Below are 18,257 nucleotides of genomic sequence, written 5' to 3'. Positions count from 1 at the left end.
TCATCGTAGGCCCCAGTGATCACCAAGGCTGCGGCGAATGTCATGGAACCGGGCCGATCGTTGATCGCCCATGCACCACCGAACCCCCATATTCCGGTACACAGTTGTCTGTTCAGTTACTCGCGGGTAGCATCAGGTGTTACTGACTGGTACGTAACCGGGTGCGACCCGCCCGCCCGAGAGCAACGGGGTGTTCATGGGGCACTACAAGAGCAACCTGCGTGACATCGAGTTCAACCTCTTCGAGGTCCTCGGCCGTCAGGAGATCCTGGGCACCGGCCCGTTCGGCGAGGTCGACGAGGACACCGCGCGCAGCGTCCTGGACGAGGTGAACCGCCTCGCCACCGGCGTACTCGCCGAGTCCTTCGAGGACGCGGACCGGCACCCGCCCGTGTTCGACCCCGAGACGCACTCGGTCACGATGCCCGAGAGCTTCAAGAAGTCCTTCCGGGCCTACTTCAACGACGCCGAGTGGTGGCGCCTCGAACTGCCGGCCGAGCTCGGCGGCATGAACGCCCCGCGCAGCCTGCACTGGGCCGTCGCCGAGCTCATCCTCGGCGCCAACCCGGCCATCTGGATGTTCTCCAGCGGCCCGAGCTTCGCCCAGCTCCTGTGGCGCATCGGCACGCCCGAGCAGAAGCGGCTCGCCGAGCTCGCCGTCGAGAAGCACTGGGGCTCCACCATGGTGCTCACCGAGCCCGACGCGGGCTCCGACGTCGGCGCCGGCCGTACGAAGGCGATCCAGCAGCCCGACGGCACCTGGCACATCGAAGGCGTCAAGCGCTTCATCACCAGCGCCGAGCACGACATGGCCGACAACATCCTGCACTACGTGCTGGCCCGCCCCGAGGGCGCCAAGCCGGGCACCAAGGGTCTGTCGATGTTCATCGTGCCGAAGTACCTCGTCGACACCGAGACCGGCGAGCTCGGCGAGCGCAACGGCGTCTACGTCACCAACGTCGAGAAGAAGATGGGCCTGAAGGTCTCCACGACCTGCGAGCTCACCTTCGGCGAGAAGCACCCGGCCATCGGCTACCTCGTGGGCGACGTCCACGAGGGCATCAAGCAGATGTTCCTGATCATCGAGCAGGCCCGCATGATGGTCGGCACGAAGGCGATCTCGACGCTGTCCACCGGCTACCTCAACGCGCTCGCCTACGCCAAGGAGCGCGTCCAGGGCGCCGACCTGACCAAGATGGCCGACAAGACCGCGCCGCGCGTCACCATCACCCACCACCCCGACGTACGCCGCCTGCTCATGCTGCAGAAGGCCTATGCCGAGGGCATGCGGGCGCTCGTCCTCTACACCGCTACGTACCAGGACAAGGCGCAGCTCGCCGAGGCCGCCGGCGAGCCGGACAAGCTCGCCGAGAAGGTCAACGACCTGCTGCTGCCCATCGTCAAGGGCGTCGGCTCCGAGCGGGCGTACGAGGTGCTGACCCAGGCGCTGCAGACCCTCGGCGGCTCCGGCTTCCTCCAGGACTACCCGATCGAGCAGTACATCCGGGACGCCAAGATCGACTCTCTGTACGAGGGCACCACGGCGATCCAGGGCATGGACTTCTTCTTCCGCAAGATCCTGCGTGACAACGGCGAGGCCCTGCAGTACCTCGCCGGGCAGATCAAGCAGTTCGCGGACAGCGAGGCGGGCAACGGCCGGCTCAAGAAGGAGCGCGAGCTGCTCGGCAAGGCCCTCGAGGACGCCCAGGGCATCCTCAACCCGATGATCGGCTGGGCGCTCGGCTCGATGGAACGGCCGGAGGAGATCTACAAGGTCGGTCTCAACACCACCCGCCTCCTCATGGCCCTCGGCGACGTCGTCATCGCCTGGCTCCTCTGCCGCCAGGCGGAGATCGCCCTCACCAAGCTGAGCGGCGAGGTCTCCGAGGCCGACAAGGCGTTCTACACCGGCAAGATCGCGGCCGCCCAGTTCTTCTGCGCGACCCAGCTGCCGAAGCTCGCCGCCGAGCGCGCCATCACCGAGGCCACCACGGCCGACCTGATGGACCTCCCCGAGGAGGCCTTCTGACACGAACCACCTGACGTGCGCTCTGTGAGGTCCCGCCGCCGAGTCGATCGGCGGGGGGACCTCCGCGTCGTATGACGCCCGCCCGGGCGGGCCACCGGGCGCTCGGGGCGGGGACGGGATCGCATCGGCCTGCCTTGCTCGCGGGGGTTCACCGGCCTGCGGTGAAGACGACGGACCAAGGGCGCGACATGGTGGGGGCGGCGGGTGAGGGCGGGGTGTGCCCGGCGGTGAGGACGTCCGCCGCGATCGAGGCGAACCTCGCCGTCGCCGGGTGCGCCAGGTCGGCGGGCCAGGCGGCCGACACGCTTCGCAGCAGGGGGCGGTCCGTGAGGGGGCGCCACGCGACGCGGGGTTCCCGGCGGGCCAACGCCTCCTGTTCGAACGCGACGCCGTGGCCGCCGAGCACCAGCCCGAGCAGGAATTCCGGGTTGCGGGCGTGCCGCAGCCGCGGCGGAGTGAAGCCGTGCCGGGCGCAGACCTCGAGGACGTGGTCGTGCCAGCCGGGGGCCGTCGCCTTCGGAGGGAGGATCAGGCCATGGCCGGCGAGGTCGGCGAGTCCGACCTCGCGCAGGCGCGCCAGCGGTGACGTGCGGGGCAGGACGACGCCCAGCGGCACGTCGACCGCCGGGCCGAACCGCAGGTCGGCGGACTCCACCGGACGGTGCACCAGGCCGACGTCGAGCTGGGCGGAGGCGAGCAGGCGGACCTGCTCGGCGGTCGTCAGCTCCTGCAGGTCGACGTCGAGTTCGGGGACCTCGTCGGTGAGCCGACGGGACAGGGCCTGCAGGGCCACCGCCGGCGTCTCCGGCGGAACGCCGGCGCGCAGCGTGCCGAGCGCGCCGGTGGCGGCCTTCCGCATCAGGGTGCGCAGGCGTTCCTCACGGGCCAGCAGGTCGCGGGCCTCGTCGAGGAGGAGGCGGCCGGCGGTCGTCAGCTCGACCTGGCGCCGGGACCGGTCGAACAGCTCGACGCCGAGTTCGCGTTCGAGGCGCTGGATCGACTGGCTGAGCGGCGGCTGGGCGATGCCGAGGATCTCTGCGGCGCGGCCGAAGTGCAGCTCCTCGGCGGTGACGACGAAGTACCGCAGATGCCGGGAGAGGTCCACGCCGCCACGATAGGGGATCGCCTATCGGAGGCCGGGCGCGTCACGGCGGCCGGTGGCGCGGCGCTCCGGCGGTAGCGTGATCGGGTGCGAACCGAGGAGAGCATCGCCCGGAGATTCGCCTCGGTCGGCGTCGCCGCCCGGCTTCACGTGGTCGACGTCGACGACGGCCGGGAGGTCGGGATCCAGCCTGACGAGCCGGTCGTCCTCGCGTCGGTGTTCAAGATTCTCCTCGTCCTGGAGTTCGCGCGGCAGGTCGTCGCCGGGCAGCTCGATTCCGCCGAGCGCGTCCTCGTACGCGCCGAGGACCGGCTCGGCGGATGGGGGATGGCCGGGTGCGCCGACGACGTCGAGGTGTCGCTGCGTGACCTCGCCTACTTCGCGATGTCCGTCAGCGACAACACGGCCGCCGACCTGCTCATGCGCCGGGTCGGCCCGGACACGCTGCCGCTGCTGGCGGCCGAGCTCGGCCTGGCGCGCACCCGTGTGGTCGGCGGGCCGCGCGAGCTGCTCGCGTCCGTGTTCGCCGACGTCGGGGCGCGGACCGAGGCGGAGTTCGCCGGTATCTTCCCGGGCCTTCCGGAGGAGCGCGTGCGGGCGCTGCGCGTGTTCGATCCGGAGCAGACCACGTCCGGCACCGCCCGGGACATGACCCGGTTGCTGAGCCTGATCTGGCGTGGCGAGGCCGGGCCGGAGCCGGCGTGCGCGATGGTCCAGGACCTCATGGGCCAGCAGATCTTCTGGACGCGGATCCCCAGCGGCTTCGCGCCGCCGGTCCGCGTGGCCGTCAAGAGCGGCAGTCTCCCCGGCCTGCACAATGAGGCCGGAGTCGCCGAGTATCCCGACGGCCGTCGGTACGCCATCGCGATCTTCGCCCGGGCCGAGCGGCTCGACGCGCGGCGCATTGACGTCGACCTGGCCATGGGCGAGGCCGCCCGAGCCGCGGTCGAAGCCCTGCGCGCGTGACGCCCTACGGCGATTCGGGACGGCCGAGGCACCTGCGCTCCCGTCCTGAACTGCCTCGATATCCATCCGCCTATGAGCGGCCAAATCGTTGATCTTGGACGGGGCCGGTGGTCCGGTGGTCGAATTCGGCCGGATCAGTCACTCGGCCCACCTCGAAAAGGGAGATCAGCGTGGTTGGTAAGCGAGTCGACCGGCGGCGTTTCCTGCGCGGCGCGACCGTCGGCGCCACCGTCGCCACGGCGGCGGCCACCGGGGCGTCCGGGGCGCCCGCGAGCGGTGAGCGGCCGAAGGCGCGCCGCGCCGGCGGCACGAGCACCGCCGTGACGTTCCGCTGGTTCGGGACGGCGGGGTGGAGGATCGACATCGGATCGCGGACCCTGCTCGTCGATCCGTACCTCAGCCGGTACGACACCGGCCTGTTCCGCGGGGCGTTCGATCCGGCGACGGAGCTCACGGTGGACACCGCGACCGTCGGCGAGAACGTCGGCAGGCCGGAGACCGTCCTGGTGACCCACGCGCACTGGGACCACTTCAACGACGTCCCGTACATCGCCCGGACGACCGGCGCGCGGGTCATCGGCACGATGACGACCTGCAACCTGGCGCTGGCCTCCGACGTTCCGTCGGGCCGGCTCGGGCTGGTCAAAGGCGGGGAGGTGCTCGACTTCGGTGACTACACGGTCGAGGTCGTCGCTTCACTGCACAGCCGTAACGCCGCGTACTCCGTCGGGCTGCCGGGGGTGCGGCTCACGCGGCCGGACAAGCCGCGGACCGTGGCCGACCTGCCCGAAGGAGACACGCTCGCCTACCAGGTGACCGTGAAGGGCGGTCCCTCGGTGTTCTTCATGGGCGGCAGTGACTTCGTCGAGCGCAATGTGGCCGGTCTGTCCCCGGACGTCGCGATGATCGCCATGCAGGCGAGCGACGCGACCCACGCGTACGCCGAGCGGATCGTCACGGCGCTGGGCCGGCCCTCGGTGATCGTCCCGGTCCACTGGGACGACTTCGAGACGCCGCTGACGAACCCACCGAAGCCCGACCCGCAGGTCGAACCGCATCTCGACGCCTTCGTCTCGACGGTGCGGAAGGTCAGCCCGCGCTCCGAGATCGTGCTGCCGAGTTACCTCACGCCGTACCACTTCGCCTGACCCCAGAACTGCTCGGTCCTCGCCTGAACCGCACGGCCCCCGCCCGGTCCCCGCATGGGTCCGGGCGGGGGCCGTGACCGGACGCTTGGGATGTCACTGCCTGAAATTCGGCATCGCACTGGAAACTGGAGATCACCGGCTGTAGCCTTTCGGCTCCTTGGTGCTGCCCGCGATCTTCTCGTCGGTCGTTACGGACGGCCGGATCGCCCCGTCCGGCCGCAGACGCGTCGATCCGCTGGCAGAGGCTCTCCGACCGCCCCCTTCAAAGGAGCCCCGAGTGACCTCTGATCAGTTCGCCGCCGGATCCTGCCCCGCCCACTCCGGGCTGCTGCCGTTGCACGGGCCGGAGTTCGCCACCGATCCCGCCGGGACGTACGCCGCCCTGCGCCGGCACGGGAGTGCCGCGCCGGTCGAACTGGCGCCCGGCGTGCCCGGCACGCTCGTCGTCGGCTACCAGGCGGCGCTCGACGTGCTGCGCGACCCGATCACGTTCCCCAAGGACCCCCGCCGCTGGGAGGCGACCGTCGCCCCCGACTGCCCGCTGCTGCCGATGATGGCGTACCGGCCGAACTGCATGTTCAGTGACGGCGCCGCGCACACCCGCCTGCGGGCCGCGGTGACGGACAGCCTGGCGCGCGTGGACTCCAACATCCTGCGCGGCTGGGTCGAGAGGAACGCCGACTCCCTCATCGCGCGATTCGCGCACGTCGGCCAGGCCGACCTGATCACCGAGTACGCCCGTGTCCTGCCGCTCCTGGTGTTCAACGCGATGTTCGGCTGCCCCTCGGTGATCGCGGACCGTCTGGTCGAGGGGATGAGCGGGATCTTCGAGGGCACCGACGCGGAGAAGGCGAACATGATCCTGGGGGAGGCCGTCATGGAGTTGGTGGCCTACAAACGCGCCAACCCGGGCGCCGACGTGACCTCCTGGCTGATGGCCCACCCGGCGGGGCTGACGGACGAGGAGATGCTGCACCAGCTCGTCACGCTCGTGGGCGCCGGGACCGAACCCGAGCAGAACCTCATCGCCAACACCATGCTCTTGCTGCTGTCCGACGATCACTTCGCGGACGACCTGTCGGGGGGCAGCCTGGCGATCGAGGACGCGCTCGACGCGGTGCTGTGGACGGACCCGCCCATCGCGAACTACGCGGTCACCTACCCCCCGAAGGACACCGACCTCCACGGTGCCCGGCTGCCCGCGGACCAGCCCGTCGTCATCAGCTTCGCGGCCGCGAACACCGACCCGTCGCTCACGTCGGAGGGCCGAACGGGCAACCGGGCGCACCTGGCGTGGGGCGCGGGGCCGCACACGTGCCCGGCGCAGGGCCACGGCCGCCTCATCGCCTCGGTCGCGGTCGAGAAGCTCCTCGACAAGCTCCCCGGGATGGAACTCGCGCTACCCGCCGACCGGTTGCAGTGGCGACCGGGAATGTTCCACCGCGCGCTGACCGCGCTCCCGGTCCGCTTCCCGCCCGTGTCGGTGCCCGCTCCGGTGCCCGTCGAGCCGGCAGGTTCCGCGGCCTCGGCGCCGCCGCTCGCCACGCCGAACCGGCCCGAACCCTCGGGCGCGGGGCGGCCGCGCTGGATGCGCACCCTGGTCGGCTGGTGGCGCGGCCAGTAGGACGCGAACGACCGCGTCCGTCGCGGCGGCAGGTCAGCGCAGTGCCGCGGTGTCGATCGTGAAGTCGAACGGGGCGGGCAGCCGCAGCTTCTCACCGGCGAGGACCCGCTCGATCGTGCGGTACCCGTCGTCGCTCGGGTCGCTGAAGAGCGTGACGGCGGTCGGCTCGTCGACCGGGTCGACGAGGAGGTAGAGCGGGACCCCGCTGAGCGCGCAGTTGCGGGGTTTGGTGAACCGGTCACGGACGGCGTTGCCGCGGGAGGTCACCTCGGCCACCAGCAGCACTCCTCGCCCGAACACCTCGCCGCGCCGAACATCGGCGGCTCCGGCGGCACGATCACCAGGTCCGGCTCGATCCGGTCGCGGTTGCTCTCCAAGTGGATGGTGAGCTCGTGGCAGAGATACCAGCCGTTCTTCCGCGCGACCTCCACGAACAAGTCTTGGAGGAAGTAGTTGATCCGGGAGTGCCGGAAGTTCCCGTGTGGGCTCACGACGAGGCTCCCGTCGATGATCTCCACTTGGAATCCCGGGTACGACGGAGTCTGCTCCCAGATCTCTTCGATCGTGGGGGGCTCTTCTTCCTCGACCGGCTGCGGCATGGCCATGGCTCCACCATCCTCGAGTGCTCCTCGCTCAGCGTATCGGGACTGATGCTGAGAGTAATGTCTAGAGTGCTGCCTGTGTCTGCTTGTTCGCGCGATTCGGGCCCGTCATCTCCTCTCCCGAAACCCGGATGTACCGGCGGGTTGCGGGTACCTTGATCGACTATGGCTCTGCGGCACGCGGTTCTCGCGCTCTCCCTCGTCACGCTCGCGGGTTGTGGCGGTGCCGGTGGCGGCGCCCGCGACGTGTCCGCTCACCGGACGGCGCCCGCGACCGTGCAGGCGGCCTCCTGGTGGCGGCCGAAGGTCGGCGTGAGCTGGCAGTGGCAGCTCAGCGGGAAGGTCGACACGTCGGTCAAGGCGAGCGTCTACGACGTCGACATGTTCGAGACGCCCAAGTCGACGGTGACCGCGCTGCACGGCAAGGGGCGCAAGGTCATCTGCTACGTCAGCGCCGGCTCGGTGGAGGAGGGGCGGCCCGACCACGCGTCGTTCCCCAAGTCCGTCATCGGCAAGAAGCTCGACGGATGGCCGAAGGAACGCTGGCTCGACATCCGTAAGCTCGACGTGCTGCAGCGGATCTGGGCCAAGCGCCTGGACCAGTGCAGGGCCAAGGGCTTCGACGGCGTCGAGCCGGACAACGTCGACGCCTACCAGGCCGACTCCGGCTTCCCGCTCACCGCGAAGCAGCAACTGGCGTTCAACCGCATGCTGGCGCGCGTCGCTCACCAGAAGGGCCTCGCGGTCGGGCTGAAGAACGACCTCGACCAGATCCCGTCCCTGGTCAAGGACTTCGACTTCGCGGTGAACGAACAGTGCGCGGAGTACGAGGAGTGCGCGACGCTCAAGCCTTTCATCACGGCGGGCAAGCCCGTCTTCCACGCCGAGTACAACCTGCCCCTGAGCAGGTTCTGCGCGGAGTCCAAGCGCCTGCGCCTCAGCTCGATCCGCAAGACCCTCGACCTCACCGCCAAGCGCCAGACCTGCCCCTGACCCCTCAGCCGGCCGCCTCGTACTCGGGGAGCACGGCAGGGGTGGTCCGCGTCGCCGGGCGCATGGTCAGGACGAGTACGGCCAGCGCGGTGAAGATGCCCGCGGCGACGAGGCCGGTGACGTGCAGGCTCGCGGTGAACGCCTCCCGCGCCGTGTGCAGGAGCTCCGCGCCCTGGCCTGCGGGGAGGTGTCGGCTCGCGGCGACCGCGCCGGCCAGCGAGTCGGAGGTGCCGTGCGCCCCGCTGCGGTAGACCGCCGCGGCCACCACGCCGAGCAGCGCGAAGCCGAGCGAACCACCGAGGTAGTTGCCGGTCTCCGACATCGACGCGGCGGAGCCGGCCCGCTCCGGAGGCACGGCCCCGAGGACGAGCCCGGTGCCCAGCGCGAACAGCGGGCCCGTGCCCAGCGCGAGGACCGCGATGCCGGTCATCACCAGCGGCAGGGCACCGGCGCCGCCGACGGTGACCAGCAGCAGCCCGCCCAGCGCCGACCCGGCCAGCCCGCCGGCGATCGCGGTGGTCTGCCGCATCCACCGGGTCAGGACCGGCGCGGTCATGGTGCCGGCCGCCACCCCCAGGCCCATCGGGGCGAACAGCACCGCCGACGCGACCGGCGAGTGGCCCAGGACGTTCTGCAGGTACTGCGTCACCAACAGGCCCGTACCGGCCATGGCGACACCGGCGAAGACCAGGGCGATGATCACGGCCGTGAACGGACGGCTCCGGAACAGCCGCAGGTCCAGCAGCGGCGTCTCCAGCCGCAGCTGCCGCCGTACGAACAGGACTCCGAACACCGCGCCGCCGACGATGGCCACCGTCGGCGCGACCGGCTCGCTCGCGACGGTCAGCCGCTTGATGCCGTACACCGTCGCCAGCACCGCCACGAGCGACAGTCCGACGCCGCCCAGGTCCAGCGGGCCGCCATGGTCGCCGCGGAACTCCGGCAGCACGACCGGCCCGGCGAGCACCAGCAGGACCATCGCCGGTACCGCGGCCAGGAACACCGACCCCCACCAGAAGTGCTGGAGCAGGAGTCCGGCGAGTACGGGGCCGAGCGCGCCACCGGTGAACTGGCAGGTCGCCCAGATCGCGATGGCCTTCCCGCGCTGCCGGTCGTCACGGAACAAGTTGGTGATCAGGGCGAGTGTGGACGGCGCCAGGGTCGCGCCGGCGACGCCCAGCAGCGCCCGTACGACGATCAGCATCAGCGGATCGACGGCGAAGGCGGCGACCAGCGACAGCGCCGCGAACGCCGCCGCGCCGATGATCAGCAACCGCCGGCGGCCGATCCGGTCGCCGAGCGTACCCATCGTGATGACCAGGCCGGCCACCATGAATCCGTAGCCGTCACTGATCCACAGCTGCTCGACGTTGCCGGCGCCGAGGTCGGCGCTCAGCCGCGGGAGCGCGAGGAGCAGGGCGGTCGTGTCCATCGCGACGAGCAGGGTCGGCAGCATGAGAAGGGCCGCGCCCAGCCAGGCACGAGTGATTCGCATCTTCGGGACTCTCTGTTCGCAGGACGTTTCGCCGGTCGGTCGGAGCGGCCGGGGACTTCTTGACATCGGCGCGGCGAGAATTCCGTGGAAGTGTTCCGGCGGGGCATGTAAAGCCGGCGGCCGCGGCTCCGACCAACCGAGCGAAGGGCCCCGGCCAGGGGCTCGCGAACGACAAAGGGGCAGACGATGAAGTTCCTGATCAGCATGCACATCAACCCGGCCGTGCTGGACGCGCTGACCGACGAGGAGAAGGCGGCGATCGGTGAGGGCCACGGCGCGTTCATCGAGGCGCTGAAGGAGTCCGGCGAGCTGATCACCACTCAGGCGCTGGTCGACCCGTCCCAGGCCGCGGTGGTGTCCGTACGCGGCGGCCGGCCGGTGGTGACCGACGGGCCCTACCTGGAGGCCAAGGAGTACCTCGGCGGCTTCTACCTGATCGACTGCGAGAACAAGGAGCGGGCGGTCGAGCTCGCCGCGCGGATCCCGGACGCCGCGATCGAGGGCCTGGGCGTCGAGGTGCGGCAGGTGATGTTCGCCGACGGACAATTGGAGGCGTGACGGCTTCGATCACCGAGGACCTGCTGCGTGAGCTCACGCCGCAGGTCCTCGGCGCGCTGGTACGCCGGCATGGCCGGTTCGAGGGATGCGAGGACGCCGTACAGGAGGCCGTCCTCGCCGCCACCGTGCAGTGGCCGGCCGTGGGCGTGCCGGACAACCCGCGCGGCTGGCTGGTGGCCGTCGCGTCCCGGCGGCTCATCGACCAGATCCGCAGTGACCACGCGCGCCGCGAGCGGGAGTCGGCGTCGGCCGGCGACGTGCTGCCCGAGGACGTACCGGACACCGACGACACGCTCCTCCTGCTGTTCCTGTGCTGCCATCCGATGCTGACCCCGGCCTCCCAGATCGCGCTGACGCTCCGGGCGGTCGGCGGCCTGACCACCGCCGAGATCGCCCGCGCGTTCCTGGTGCCGGAGGGCACGATGGCGGTCCGGATCAGCCGGGCCAAGCAGCGCATCAAGGCCGCCGGCGCCTCGTTCGGCCTGCCGGAGGGCGCCGAGCGCGAGGAACGGCTGCGGGCCGTCCTGCACGTCCTCTACCTGATCTTCAACGAGGGGTACGCCGCGTCCTCGGGCAGTGCGCTGCACCGCCCCGACCTCGCGCGCGAGGCGATCCGGCTGACCAGGATGGTGCACGCGCAGCTGCCCGAGGACGGTGAGGTGACCGGCCTGCTCGCGCTGATGCTGCTGACACACGCCCGCCGGGACGCCCGTACGACGGCGGCCGGTGACCTCGTGCCCCTGGACGAGCAGGACCGTACGAAGTGGGACCGGGCACTGATCGACGAGGGCACCGAACTGATCAAGGCGTCACTGGCCGGCCCGGCGCTGGGGCCCTACCAGCTGCAGGCCGCGATCGCCGCCACACACGCCGACGCGGCCACGGCCGGGGAGACCGACTGGCGGCAGGTGCACGCCCTCTACCTGATTCTGGAACGGATCGCCCCCAACCCGATGGTCACCCTGAACCGCGCGATCGCACTCGCCGAGATCGAGGGCCCGCCGGCCGGGCTGGCCCTGCTGTCCACCTTGGACGGCGACGAGCGGATGGCCGGTCATCACCGGCTGCTGTCCGTACGGGCGCACCTGCTGGAGAAGACCGGCGACACGGCCGGGGCGTACGAGCACTACCGGCGCGCCGCGAAGGCCACCGCCAGCCTTGCCGAACAGCGCTACCTGGAGTCCCGGGCCGGCCGGCTCAGAACCTGAACAGCGTCCCCGTGACGCGGCCATGGCGCCGCCGTTGTGGTCTCCGTGCCGTCGACGTTGACGAACGGTGACCGGTTCGCCGGTCTTGGGGGGTCACCACCGGCGTCACGGTGGCCAGTCCACTCAGATGCCATCCAGCCAGTACTGCTGCAGCCGGATGATGGCCTGCTCCCGGGTCATCTCGGCGACCTCTTTCTCCGTGAGTCCGACCCGTGTGATCAAAAGACGCACCATTTCAGCAGGGAGGGCGTCTTGCGCCGGCGGGGGAGCTCCTCTGTCGGGTTTCTGGCCATCGCGAACACAGGCCCAGATCTCCTGCTCCGAGACATCGAGCTGGTCACGGAGGATGTGCGCCCACAGGCTCTTGCCGTAACCGCTGCGATCGACCGGGTGGGAGATCCTGGTACGCAGGATCGACCCGTCGGGAAGGTCGAGTTCATAGGTGACGTGATGGGTTCCGGTGCGTCCACGTGCGTCGCGCACCCGACGCCAGCTTTCGGTCACGCAGAAGCACTCGTGATCCTTCCGGGTGGGTCGTGGCCAGTTCATGCGCCGTCCCCGGTGAGCCACTCGCGTAGCTGGTCGTCGTCGCTGAGGTTGATCAGCTGGACCAGTCCCCACTGCCGGCGATGGTTCGGTGCCTCACGCAGTCGCTCCTGCCAGTCGGCGGCATACTCACGGAGGGCGTCCACCATCTCCGCGATCGCTTCGTCGAAGGTGGCGCCATCGGCGGAGATGGGCATCCCTGGGAGGAACACCGACCAGCCGCCGTCTTCCGCCACCACCTGCGCGCGAACCGGGCTGACGAGGGCGAGGAAGTGTCGTAGTCGCTCGGCGTCCACGACCGCCGCCATCGAGGACTCCCGGCGTACGGTCGCCGTGCATCCGAGTTCCGCCGCATCGAGGAGATCCTTCAGATGCGCGCGCGCTTCTGTGTAGCTGTTGAAGTGCACAGACGACATGATGCCACTCCCTGTCACCGATCATGCCGCTTTTGTGACAACGGCAGGTACGTCAAGTACTCAACGTACCTCGGTGTGGGGCGGGCCGTCCGTGGTGACGGGAGAGGGGCTCCGAGGCGTGGCCCGGAGCCCCTTCCCGCGCGATCAGGACCAGGCGAGCATGCGCATGGGGTCCTCGAGCATGGCGCCGACCTCGCGGAGGACGGCGGAGCCGAGCTCGCCGTCGACGATGCGGTGGTCGAACGACAGCGCCAGCGTCGTCACCTTGCGGACCTTGATCTCGCCACCGTGTACCCAGGGCATGTCCCGGATCTGGCCGAAGGCGAGGATGGCCGACTCACCGGGGGTCAGGAGCGGGGTGCCCGCGTCGACGCCGAAGACGCCGACGTTGGTGATGGTGATCGTGCCGTCGGACAGGTCGGCCGGGGTGGACTTGCCGGCCCGCGCCGTGGCGGCGAGGTCGGCGAGCGCCCGGGCCAGGTCCGGCAGGGACAGGTCGTGGGCGTCGCGCACCTTCGGCACGATCAGCCCGCGCTCGGTCGCGGCGGCGATGCCCAGGTTCACGTAGTGCTTGACCACGATCTCCTGCGCGTCCTCGTCCCACGCCGAGTTGATCAGCGGGTTGCGGCGGACCGCCAGCAGGAGCGCCTTGGCGACCAGCAGCAGCGGCGAGACCTTGACGCCCTCGAAGTCGGGCAGCTCGCGCAGCCGCTTCACGGCGTTCATCGTCTCGGTCACGTCGACCTGCAGCCACTCGGTGACGTGCGGCGCGGTGAACGCCGACTGCACCATGGCCGCCGCCGTGTGCTTACGCACCCCGCGGATCGGGATGCGCTCCTCCCGCCGTTCGCCCACCGTACGGGCCGGGGCGGCGGGCGCCTCGGCGGCCTGGCGTACGTCGTCGCGGGTGATCGACCCCTGCGGGCCGGTGCCGGCGACGGTCGCCAGGTCGACGCCGAGGTCCTTGGCCAGCTTGCGGACCGGGGGCTTGGCCAGCACCGCGACCCGCGACCCCGCAGGGCGGGGAACGGGGACGGTCTGCGCCGGAGCGGCGGGCTCCGCCGCTCGTACGGCCGGAGCGGCGGTCGCGGCCGGGACCGGTCCAGCGGGCGCCGGGGCCTTGCGCGGGCGGCGCTTGGTCGAGCCGGCCTTCACGCCGTAGCCGACGAGCACCGGGACGCGCTTCTGCTCCGGAGCGGCCGGGTCGACGGCCGGGGCGGGGCTGCCGACCATGCCCGGCTCCTGCGCGCCCTCCGCCGGCGTGGCCTCCGTCGGCGCGGTCTCCGCGGCGGCCGGGACGTCGCCGCCGACGGCGACCGCGATGATCGGGACGCCGACGTCGACGGTCGTGCCCTCCTCGACGAGGAGCTCGGCGACCGTCCCCTCGAACGGGCAGGGCAGCTCGACGACGGCCTTGGCCGTCTCGATCTCCACGATCGTCTGGTTGACCTCGACGGGGTCGCCGGGCCGTACGTGCCACTTGACGATGTCGGCCTCGGTCAGGCCCTCGCCGACGTCCGGCAGCTTGAACTGTTTCAGCTCACCCATGCTCACCACGCGAAGGTCCGGTCGACGGCGTCGAGGACGCGGTCGAGGTCGGGCAGGTAGTGGTCCTCGAGGCGGGACGGCGGGTACGGCGTGGAGAAGCCGCCGACCCGCAGCACCGGTGCCTCCAGGTGGTAGAAGCACTTCTCGGTGATCCGGGCGGCGAGCTCGGCGCCGTACCCGTTGAAGACCGGCGCCTCGTGCACGACGACGCACCGGCCGGTGCGGCGTACGGACTCCAGGATCGTCTCCTCGTCGAGCGGGTTCAGCGAGCGGACGTCGACGACCTCGATCGAGTGGTTCTCGTCGGCCTGCGCGGCCTCCAGCGACGTCTTGACCATCGGCCCGTACGCGAGCACGGTCACGTCCTCGCCGGGGCGCGCGACGACGGCCCTGTCGAACGGCACGGCCTTGGACAGGTCGCGGTCGACGGGGGCCTTGTCCCAGTAGCGGCGCTTCGGCTCAAAGAAGATCACCGGGTCGGGGCACTCGATGGCCTGCTGGATCATCGTGTACGCGTCGGACGGGTTGGAGCAGGCGACGACGCGCAGGCCGCCGGTGTGGGTGAAGTACGCCTCCGGCGACTCGCTGTGGTGCTCGACCGCGCCGATGCCGCCGCCGCAGGGGATGCGGATGACGACCGGGAGTTCGAGCGTGCCGAGCGAGCGCATCCGCATCTTGGCGAGCTGCGTGGTGATCTGGTTGAACGCCGGGAACACGAACCCGTCGAACTGGATCTCGCACACCGGCCGGTAGCCGCGCAGCGCCAGCCCGATGGCCGTGCCGACGATGCCGGACTCGGCCAGCGGCGTGTCGATGACGCGCGCCTCGCCGAAGTCCTTCTGCAGACCGTCGGTCACCCGGAAGACGCCGCCGAGCTTGCCGACGTCCTCTCCCATGATGAGGACCTTCGGGTCGTTCTCCATGGCCTTGCGAAGGCCCTCGTTCATCGCTCTGGAAAGAGTCAGCGTCTCAGCGCTCACCGTCGAACTCCCCTCCGCGCGTACCCCCGGCCGGAACCGGCCGCCCCCTCATCGGGACACATCCTCGAACGACGCCAGGTACGAGGTGAACTGGTCGCGTTCCTCCGCGAGCAGCGAGTGCTCGGTGGCATAGACGTTCTCCCAGATCGCCGTCGGCTCCGGGTCGGGCAATTCTAGACAGCGTCTCCGCAGGTCCGAGCCGACCTGTTTGGCCTCGGCGTCGATCGCGTCGAAGAATTCACGGTCGGCCATCTCGTTCTTGACGAGGTACGCCTTGAGACGCTCGATCGGGTCCTTGAGCTTCCAGGACTCCAGCTCGGACTGAAGCCGGTAGCGCGTCGGGTCGTCGGTGGTGGTGTGCGCGCCCATGCGGTACGTGAACGCCTCGATGAGCGTGGGGCCCTGCCCGCTGCGGGCGTTGTCGAGGGCCTTCCGGGTGACGGCGAGAACGGCGAAGATGTCGTTTCCGTCGACGCGGACGCCGGGGAAGCCGAAGCCCTCGGCGCGGCGGTACAGCGGAATGCGGGACTGCCTCTCCAGCGGTTCGGAGATGGCCCACTGGTTGTTCTGGCAGAAGAAGACGATGGGGGCGTTCTGCGCGGCCGACCAGACGAACGCCTCGTTGACGTCGCCCTGGCTGGTCGCGCCGTCGCCGAAGTAGACGATGGCGGCGTTCTCGGCCCCGTCGCGCTGGATGCCCATGGCGTAGCCGGTGGCGTGCAGGGCGTGGCTGCCGATGACGATCGTGTAGAGGTGGAAGTTGTGGGCCTTCGGGTCCCAGCCGGCGTGGTTGACGCCGCGGAAGAGGCCCAGGAGGTCGAGCGGGTCGACGCCCCGGCACCAGGCCACACCGTGCTCCCGGTAGCTCGGGAACGCCATGTCGCCGGTCCGCAGGGCGTGCGCCGAGCCTATCTGCGCGGCCTCCTGGCCGAGCAGCGAGGCCCAGATGCCGAGCTCGCCCTGTCGGGTCAGCGCGACGGCCTCGGTGTCGATCCGGCGGACGATCACCAGGTCGCGGTACAGGCCCTTGATCTCCTCGGGGGTCAGGTTCACGTCGTACTCGGGATGCTCGACGCGCTCACCCTCAGGGGTGAGCAGCTGGACGAGTTCCGGCGGGGGAGACTGTGCGTCGGTGCCCAGGGGCGCACCGCGCGCGGCGTCGACGATCACGTGCCACTCCTCGTGCGTTCAGGGCCGTCCGCGGGATCGCCGCGGTCGGCCTGGTTGCGCGTCGCCCTTCCCGCGGATCCCGGCGAGTACGGGAGACGTAGTCGTCATCGTGACAGAGGCCACGTACCCGGGCGCAAGCCCTTGCTCCTACGGAAACGTACCCGCAAGGTTGTGCCCTGCCACCAACGCGAATCACGCGCCGATTCGCTAGTGGTGGATCACTCGCGGGACAGGACGCGGGTCGCGCCGGCGGCGACGGTCAGGCCGAGGACGAAGCCCGCGGCGACGAGCGCGTCGGAGATCCACAGGTAGATGCCGTGGGGGGCGAACTCCCCCTCCTGACCCAGCGAACCCACCGGAAGCAGCAGGTCAAGGGTGTACAGGAACGGGTTGAACTGCGTGTTGTGCCCCGGCTCCTGGATCAGCGGGCGGTGCTGGAACACCACGGTGCCGATCGCCAGCAGCGCCACCAGCCACGCGGCGGCCAGGAACGGCCGGTACCCGTAGCCGACCGTCCAGTCCTGGGCGTAACCCCAGATGCGGCGCGGCACGGGCTGGGTGTCGCGGCGCGCCCGCTGCTTGGCCAGCAGGACGCTGCGCCGCTCGCCGTCGTGGCCGAGGGCCCGGTAGGTCTCCGCGAGCTTCTCGTACGGCTGAGGGATGTAGCCGTCCGTGTCGCGGGCCACCCACTTGAGCCGTTCCCTGGCGGTCAGCGGCGGATCGATCATCTCGTACGTCAGGCCGTCGAGCTGGTACCTCGGCGCCCAGGACAGCGGGTCGTCGCGCAGCAGCTTGATCCGCGCGTAGCTCAGGTCGACGACGCCTTTGACCGGCTCGGCGGGGCGCAGCATCACCTCCTCGACCTGGGCGCGCTGGAGGTTCAGCGCGACGCCGGCCGGGTTGGCGAGCCGCCCGCCGCGCAGGTTGAACAGGCCGCCGATGTGCGCGCCCGCCAGGCTGACCACGCCGTCGGAGCGGAAGCCGTCCGAGCAGTGGATGTCGGTCTCGATGCTCATGTCGTCGCAGTTCAGCGTGGTACGGCCCGGGTTGGACACGGTGGCGCCGACCATCGAGAGGTACCCGCCGATCCGCGCGCCGCGCAGCCGGATCTCCCCCTCCGCGCCGAACCCGCCGTCGCAGAACATGTTGGCCGCGACCACGAGCCGGCTGGCGTACAGCGCCTGGCCCCTGGGGTTGCGCAGCCGCGCGCCGCGCAGGTTGAGCAGGCCGCCGATGTGCGCGCCCGGCAGCCGCACCTCACCCTCGGCGGTGAAGCCCTGGTCGCAGTAGACGTTGTTGTCGACGATGAGGCGGTCGGCCAGTAGCGGCGAGTCGCCGTTCGGGTGCGACAGGTACGCGCCGGTCAGGTTGAGGATGCCGGTGATGTGGGCGCTGTCGAGCCAGACGCCGCCGTAGATGTGGCTGCCCTCCAGCCACAGGTGCCCGTCGATGCGCACGCCGGAGGCGACCAGGCCGGGCAGCCGGCAGCGCATGAGGTGGACGCTGCGCAGCTGCGCCCAGTACAGGTGCGGCGCGTCGGTGAGCTGGCAGCCGGTCAGCGCGAGCGGAACGGTGACGTGGGCGTGCCCGAGGTTGAGGGTGCCGGTGATCCGCGCGCCGGTCAGGCGCACGGCGGCGACCTGGCCGGGCTCGGTCTCCCGCCCGCCCAGCAGCAGCGCGGAGATCACCTCGGCCCGGATCGTACGCTCGGGGCCCCAGGCGTTCGTGGCGTCGAAGTCCTGGTCACCGCCGGACAGGTCCACGGTCTCCCCGCGCGGGAACGCGTCCCAGAGCACGCGCTCGGGCTTGGTCAGGTCATCGATCAGCATCCACCACTCCGGGGCGAGGACAGAACCAACATATATAGCGCGC

17 protein-coding genes are annotated in these 18,257 nt (G+C 70.6%); 7 read left to right on the top strand and 10 right to left on the bottom strand.

Annotated features, from left to right (window positions below; all coding sequences use genetic code 11):
- Positions 1–196: 196 nt before the first annotated feature.
- Positions 197–2,029 carry an acyl-CoA dehydrogenase gene (locus NE235_RS17190; RefSeq protein ID WP_252803996.1) on the top strand — a complete coding sequence of 611 codons (1,833 nt, stop codon included), beginning with the start codon at positions 197–199 and terminating at the stop codon, positions 2,027–2,029.
- Between the two features lie 148 nt (positions 2,030–2,177).
- Here NE235_RS17190 and NE235_RS17185 read toward each other — a convergent pair whose 3' ends face one another.
- Complete coding sequence (locus NE235_RS17185; protein WP_252803993.1) at positions 2,178–3,134, bottom strand: LysR family transcriptional regulator; 957 nt, start codon at positions 3,132–3,134, stop codon at positions 2,178–2,180.
- A gap of 84 nt (positions 3,135–3,218) precedes the next feature.
- On the opposite strand from NE235_RS17185, the gene NE235_RS17180 reads away from it, so the two are divergent.
- The 3 genes from NE235_RS17180 to NE235_RS17170 all read left to right on the top strand — a co-directional run bounded on the left by NE235_RS17180 (position 3,219) and on the right by NE235_RS17170 (position 6,869).
- Positions 3,219–4,097 (top strand): serine hydrolase, encoded by an 879-nt coding sequence (locus NE235_RS17180; RefSeq protein ID WP_252803991.1) that lies wholly within the window; start codon positions 3,219–3,221, stop codon positions 4,095–4,097.
- A 170-nt stretch (positions 4,098–4,267) separates the two neighbouring features.
- On the top strand, positions 4,268–5,245 hold the full coding sequence (locus NE235_RS17175) for an MBL fold metallo-hydrolase (RefSeq protein WP_252803989.1): 978 nt from the start codon (positions 4,268–4,270) through the stop codon (positions 5,243–5,245).
- Positions 5,246–5,522: 277 nt separating this feature from the next.
- Positions 5,523–6,869, top strand: a complete 1,347-nt coding sequence (locus NE235_RS17170; protein WP_252803987.1) for a cytochrome P450 — start codon at positions 5,523–5,525, stop codon at positions 6,867–6,869.
- Between the two features lie 33 nt (positions 6,870–6,902).
- On the opposite strand, the gene NE235_RS17165 is transcribed toward NE235_RS17170, so the two are convergent.
- Positions 6,903–7,145 (bottom strand): Uma2 family endonuclease, encoded by a 243-nt coding sequence (locus NE235_RS17165; protein WP_252803985.1) that lies wholly within the window; start codon positions 7,143–7,145, stop codon positions 6,903–6,905.
- Complete coding sequence (locus NE235_RS17160) at positions 7,133–7,474, bottom strand: Uma2 family endonuclease (RefSeq protein WP_252803983.1); 342 nt, start codon at positions 7,472–7,474, stop codon at positions 7,133–7,135. Before NE235_RS17160 ends, NE235_RS17165 begins: the two co-directional genes overlap by 13 nt.
- A 162-nt stretch (positions 7,475–7,636) precedes the next feature.
- Between NE235_RS17160 and NE235_RS17155 the strand changes: the two genes are divergently transcribed.
- A complete protein-coding gene (locus tag NE235_RS17155) occupies positions 7,637–8,464 on the top strand; it encodes an endo alpha-1,4 polygalactosaminidase (protein ID WP_252803981.1) in 828 nt (275 codons plus the stop codon).
- Between the two features lie 4 nt (positions 8,465–8,468).
- Here NE235_RS17155 and NE235_RS17150 read toward each other — a convergent pair whose 3' ends face one another.
- Complete coding sequence (locus tag NE235_RS17150) at positions 8,469–9,959, bottom strand: MFS transporter (RefSeq protein WP_252803979.1); 1,491 nt, start codon at positions 9,957–9,959, stop codon at positions 8,469–8,471.
- Between the two features lie 186 nt (positions 9,960–10,145).
- Here NE235_RS17150 and NE235_RS17145 point away from each other — a divergent pair, with 186 nt between their 5' ends.
- The gene (locus tag NE235_RS17145) at positions 10,146–10,517 is read left to right on the top strand and encodes a YciI family protein (RefSeq protein ID WP_252803977.1); all 372 of its coding nucleotides are present in this window, start codon (positions 10,146–10,148) and stop codon (positions 10,515–10,517) included.
- Positions 10,514–11,725, top strand: a complete 1,212-nt coding sequence (locus NE235_RS17140; RefSeq protein WP_252803975.1) for an RNA polymerase sigma factor — start codon at positions 10,514–10,516, stop codon at positions 11,723–11,725. Before NE235_RS17145 ends, NE235_RS17140 begins: the two co-directional genes overlap by 4 nt.
- Before the next feature lie 123 nt (positions 11,726–11,848).
- Here the strand turns inward: NE235_RS17140 and NE235_RS17135 are convergent, their stop codons facing one another.
- The 6 genes from NE235_RS17135 to NE235_RS17110 form a co-directional block, all read right to left on the bottom strand.
- A complete protein-coding gene (locus NE235_RS17135; protein WP_252803974.1) occupies positions 11,849–12,229 on the bottom strand; it encodes a cytotoxic translational repressor of toxin-antitoxin stability system in 381 nt (126 codons plus the stop codon).
- 41 nt (positions 12,230–12,270) lie between these two features.
- Positions 12,271–12,687, bottom strand: a complete 417-nt coding sequence (locus NE235_RS17130) for a type II toxin-antitoxin system HicB family antitoxin (RefSeq protein ID WP_252803972.1) — start codon at positions 12,685–12,687, stop codon at positions 12,271–12,273.
- A 144-nt stretch (positions 12,688–12,831) separates the two neighbouring features.
- Positions 12,832–14,235: a dihydrolipoamide acetyltransferase family protein gene (locus tag NE235_RS17125; RefSeq protein ID WP_252803970.1), complete on the bottom strand. Its 1,404-nt coding sequence runs from the start codon at positions 14,233–14,235 to the stop codon at positions 12,832–12,834.
- 2 nt (positions 14,236–14,237) lie between these two features.
- A complete protein-coding gene (locus NE235_RS17120; RefSeq protein WP_308206095.1) occupies positions 14,238–15,215 on the bottom strand; it encodes an alpha-ketoacid dehydrogenase subunit beta in 978 nt (325 codons plus the stop codon).
- A gap of 48 nt (positions 15,216–15,263) precedes the next feature.
- Positions 15,264–16,385 carry a pyruvate dehydrogenase (acetyl-transferring) E1 component subunit alpha gene (gene pdhA, locus NE235_RS17115; RefSeq protein ID WP_252803968.1) on the bottom strand — a complete coding sequence of 374 codons (1,122 nt, stop codon included), beginning with the start codon at positions 16,383–16,385 and terminating at the stop codon, positions 15,264–15,266.
- A gap of 218 nt (positions 16,386–16,603) precedes the next feature.
- Complete coding sequence (locus tag NE235_RS17110) at positions 16,604–18,214, bottom strand: hypothetical protein (protein ID WP_252803966.1); 1,611 nt, start codon at positions 18,212–18,214, stop codon at positions 16,604–16,606.
- Between the last annotated feature and the right edge of the window lie 43 nt (positions 18,215–18,257).

It is taken from the genome of Actinoallomurus spadix (assembly GCF_024055725.1).
Classification (GTDB): domain Bacteria; phylum Actinomycetota; class Actinomycetes; order Streptosporangiales; family Streptosporangiaceae; genus Actinoallomurus; species Actinoallomurus spadix.
The sequence above is the reverse complement of the archived record's forward strand: the minus strand, read 5'-3'. Positions and strand labels throughout refer to the sequence as shown.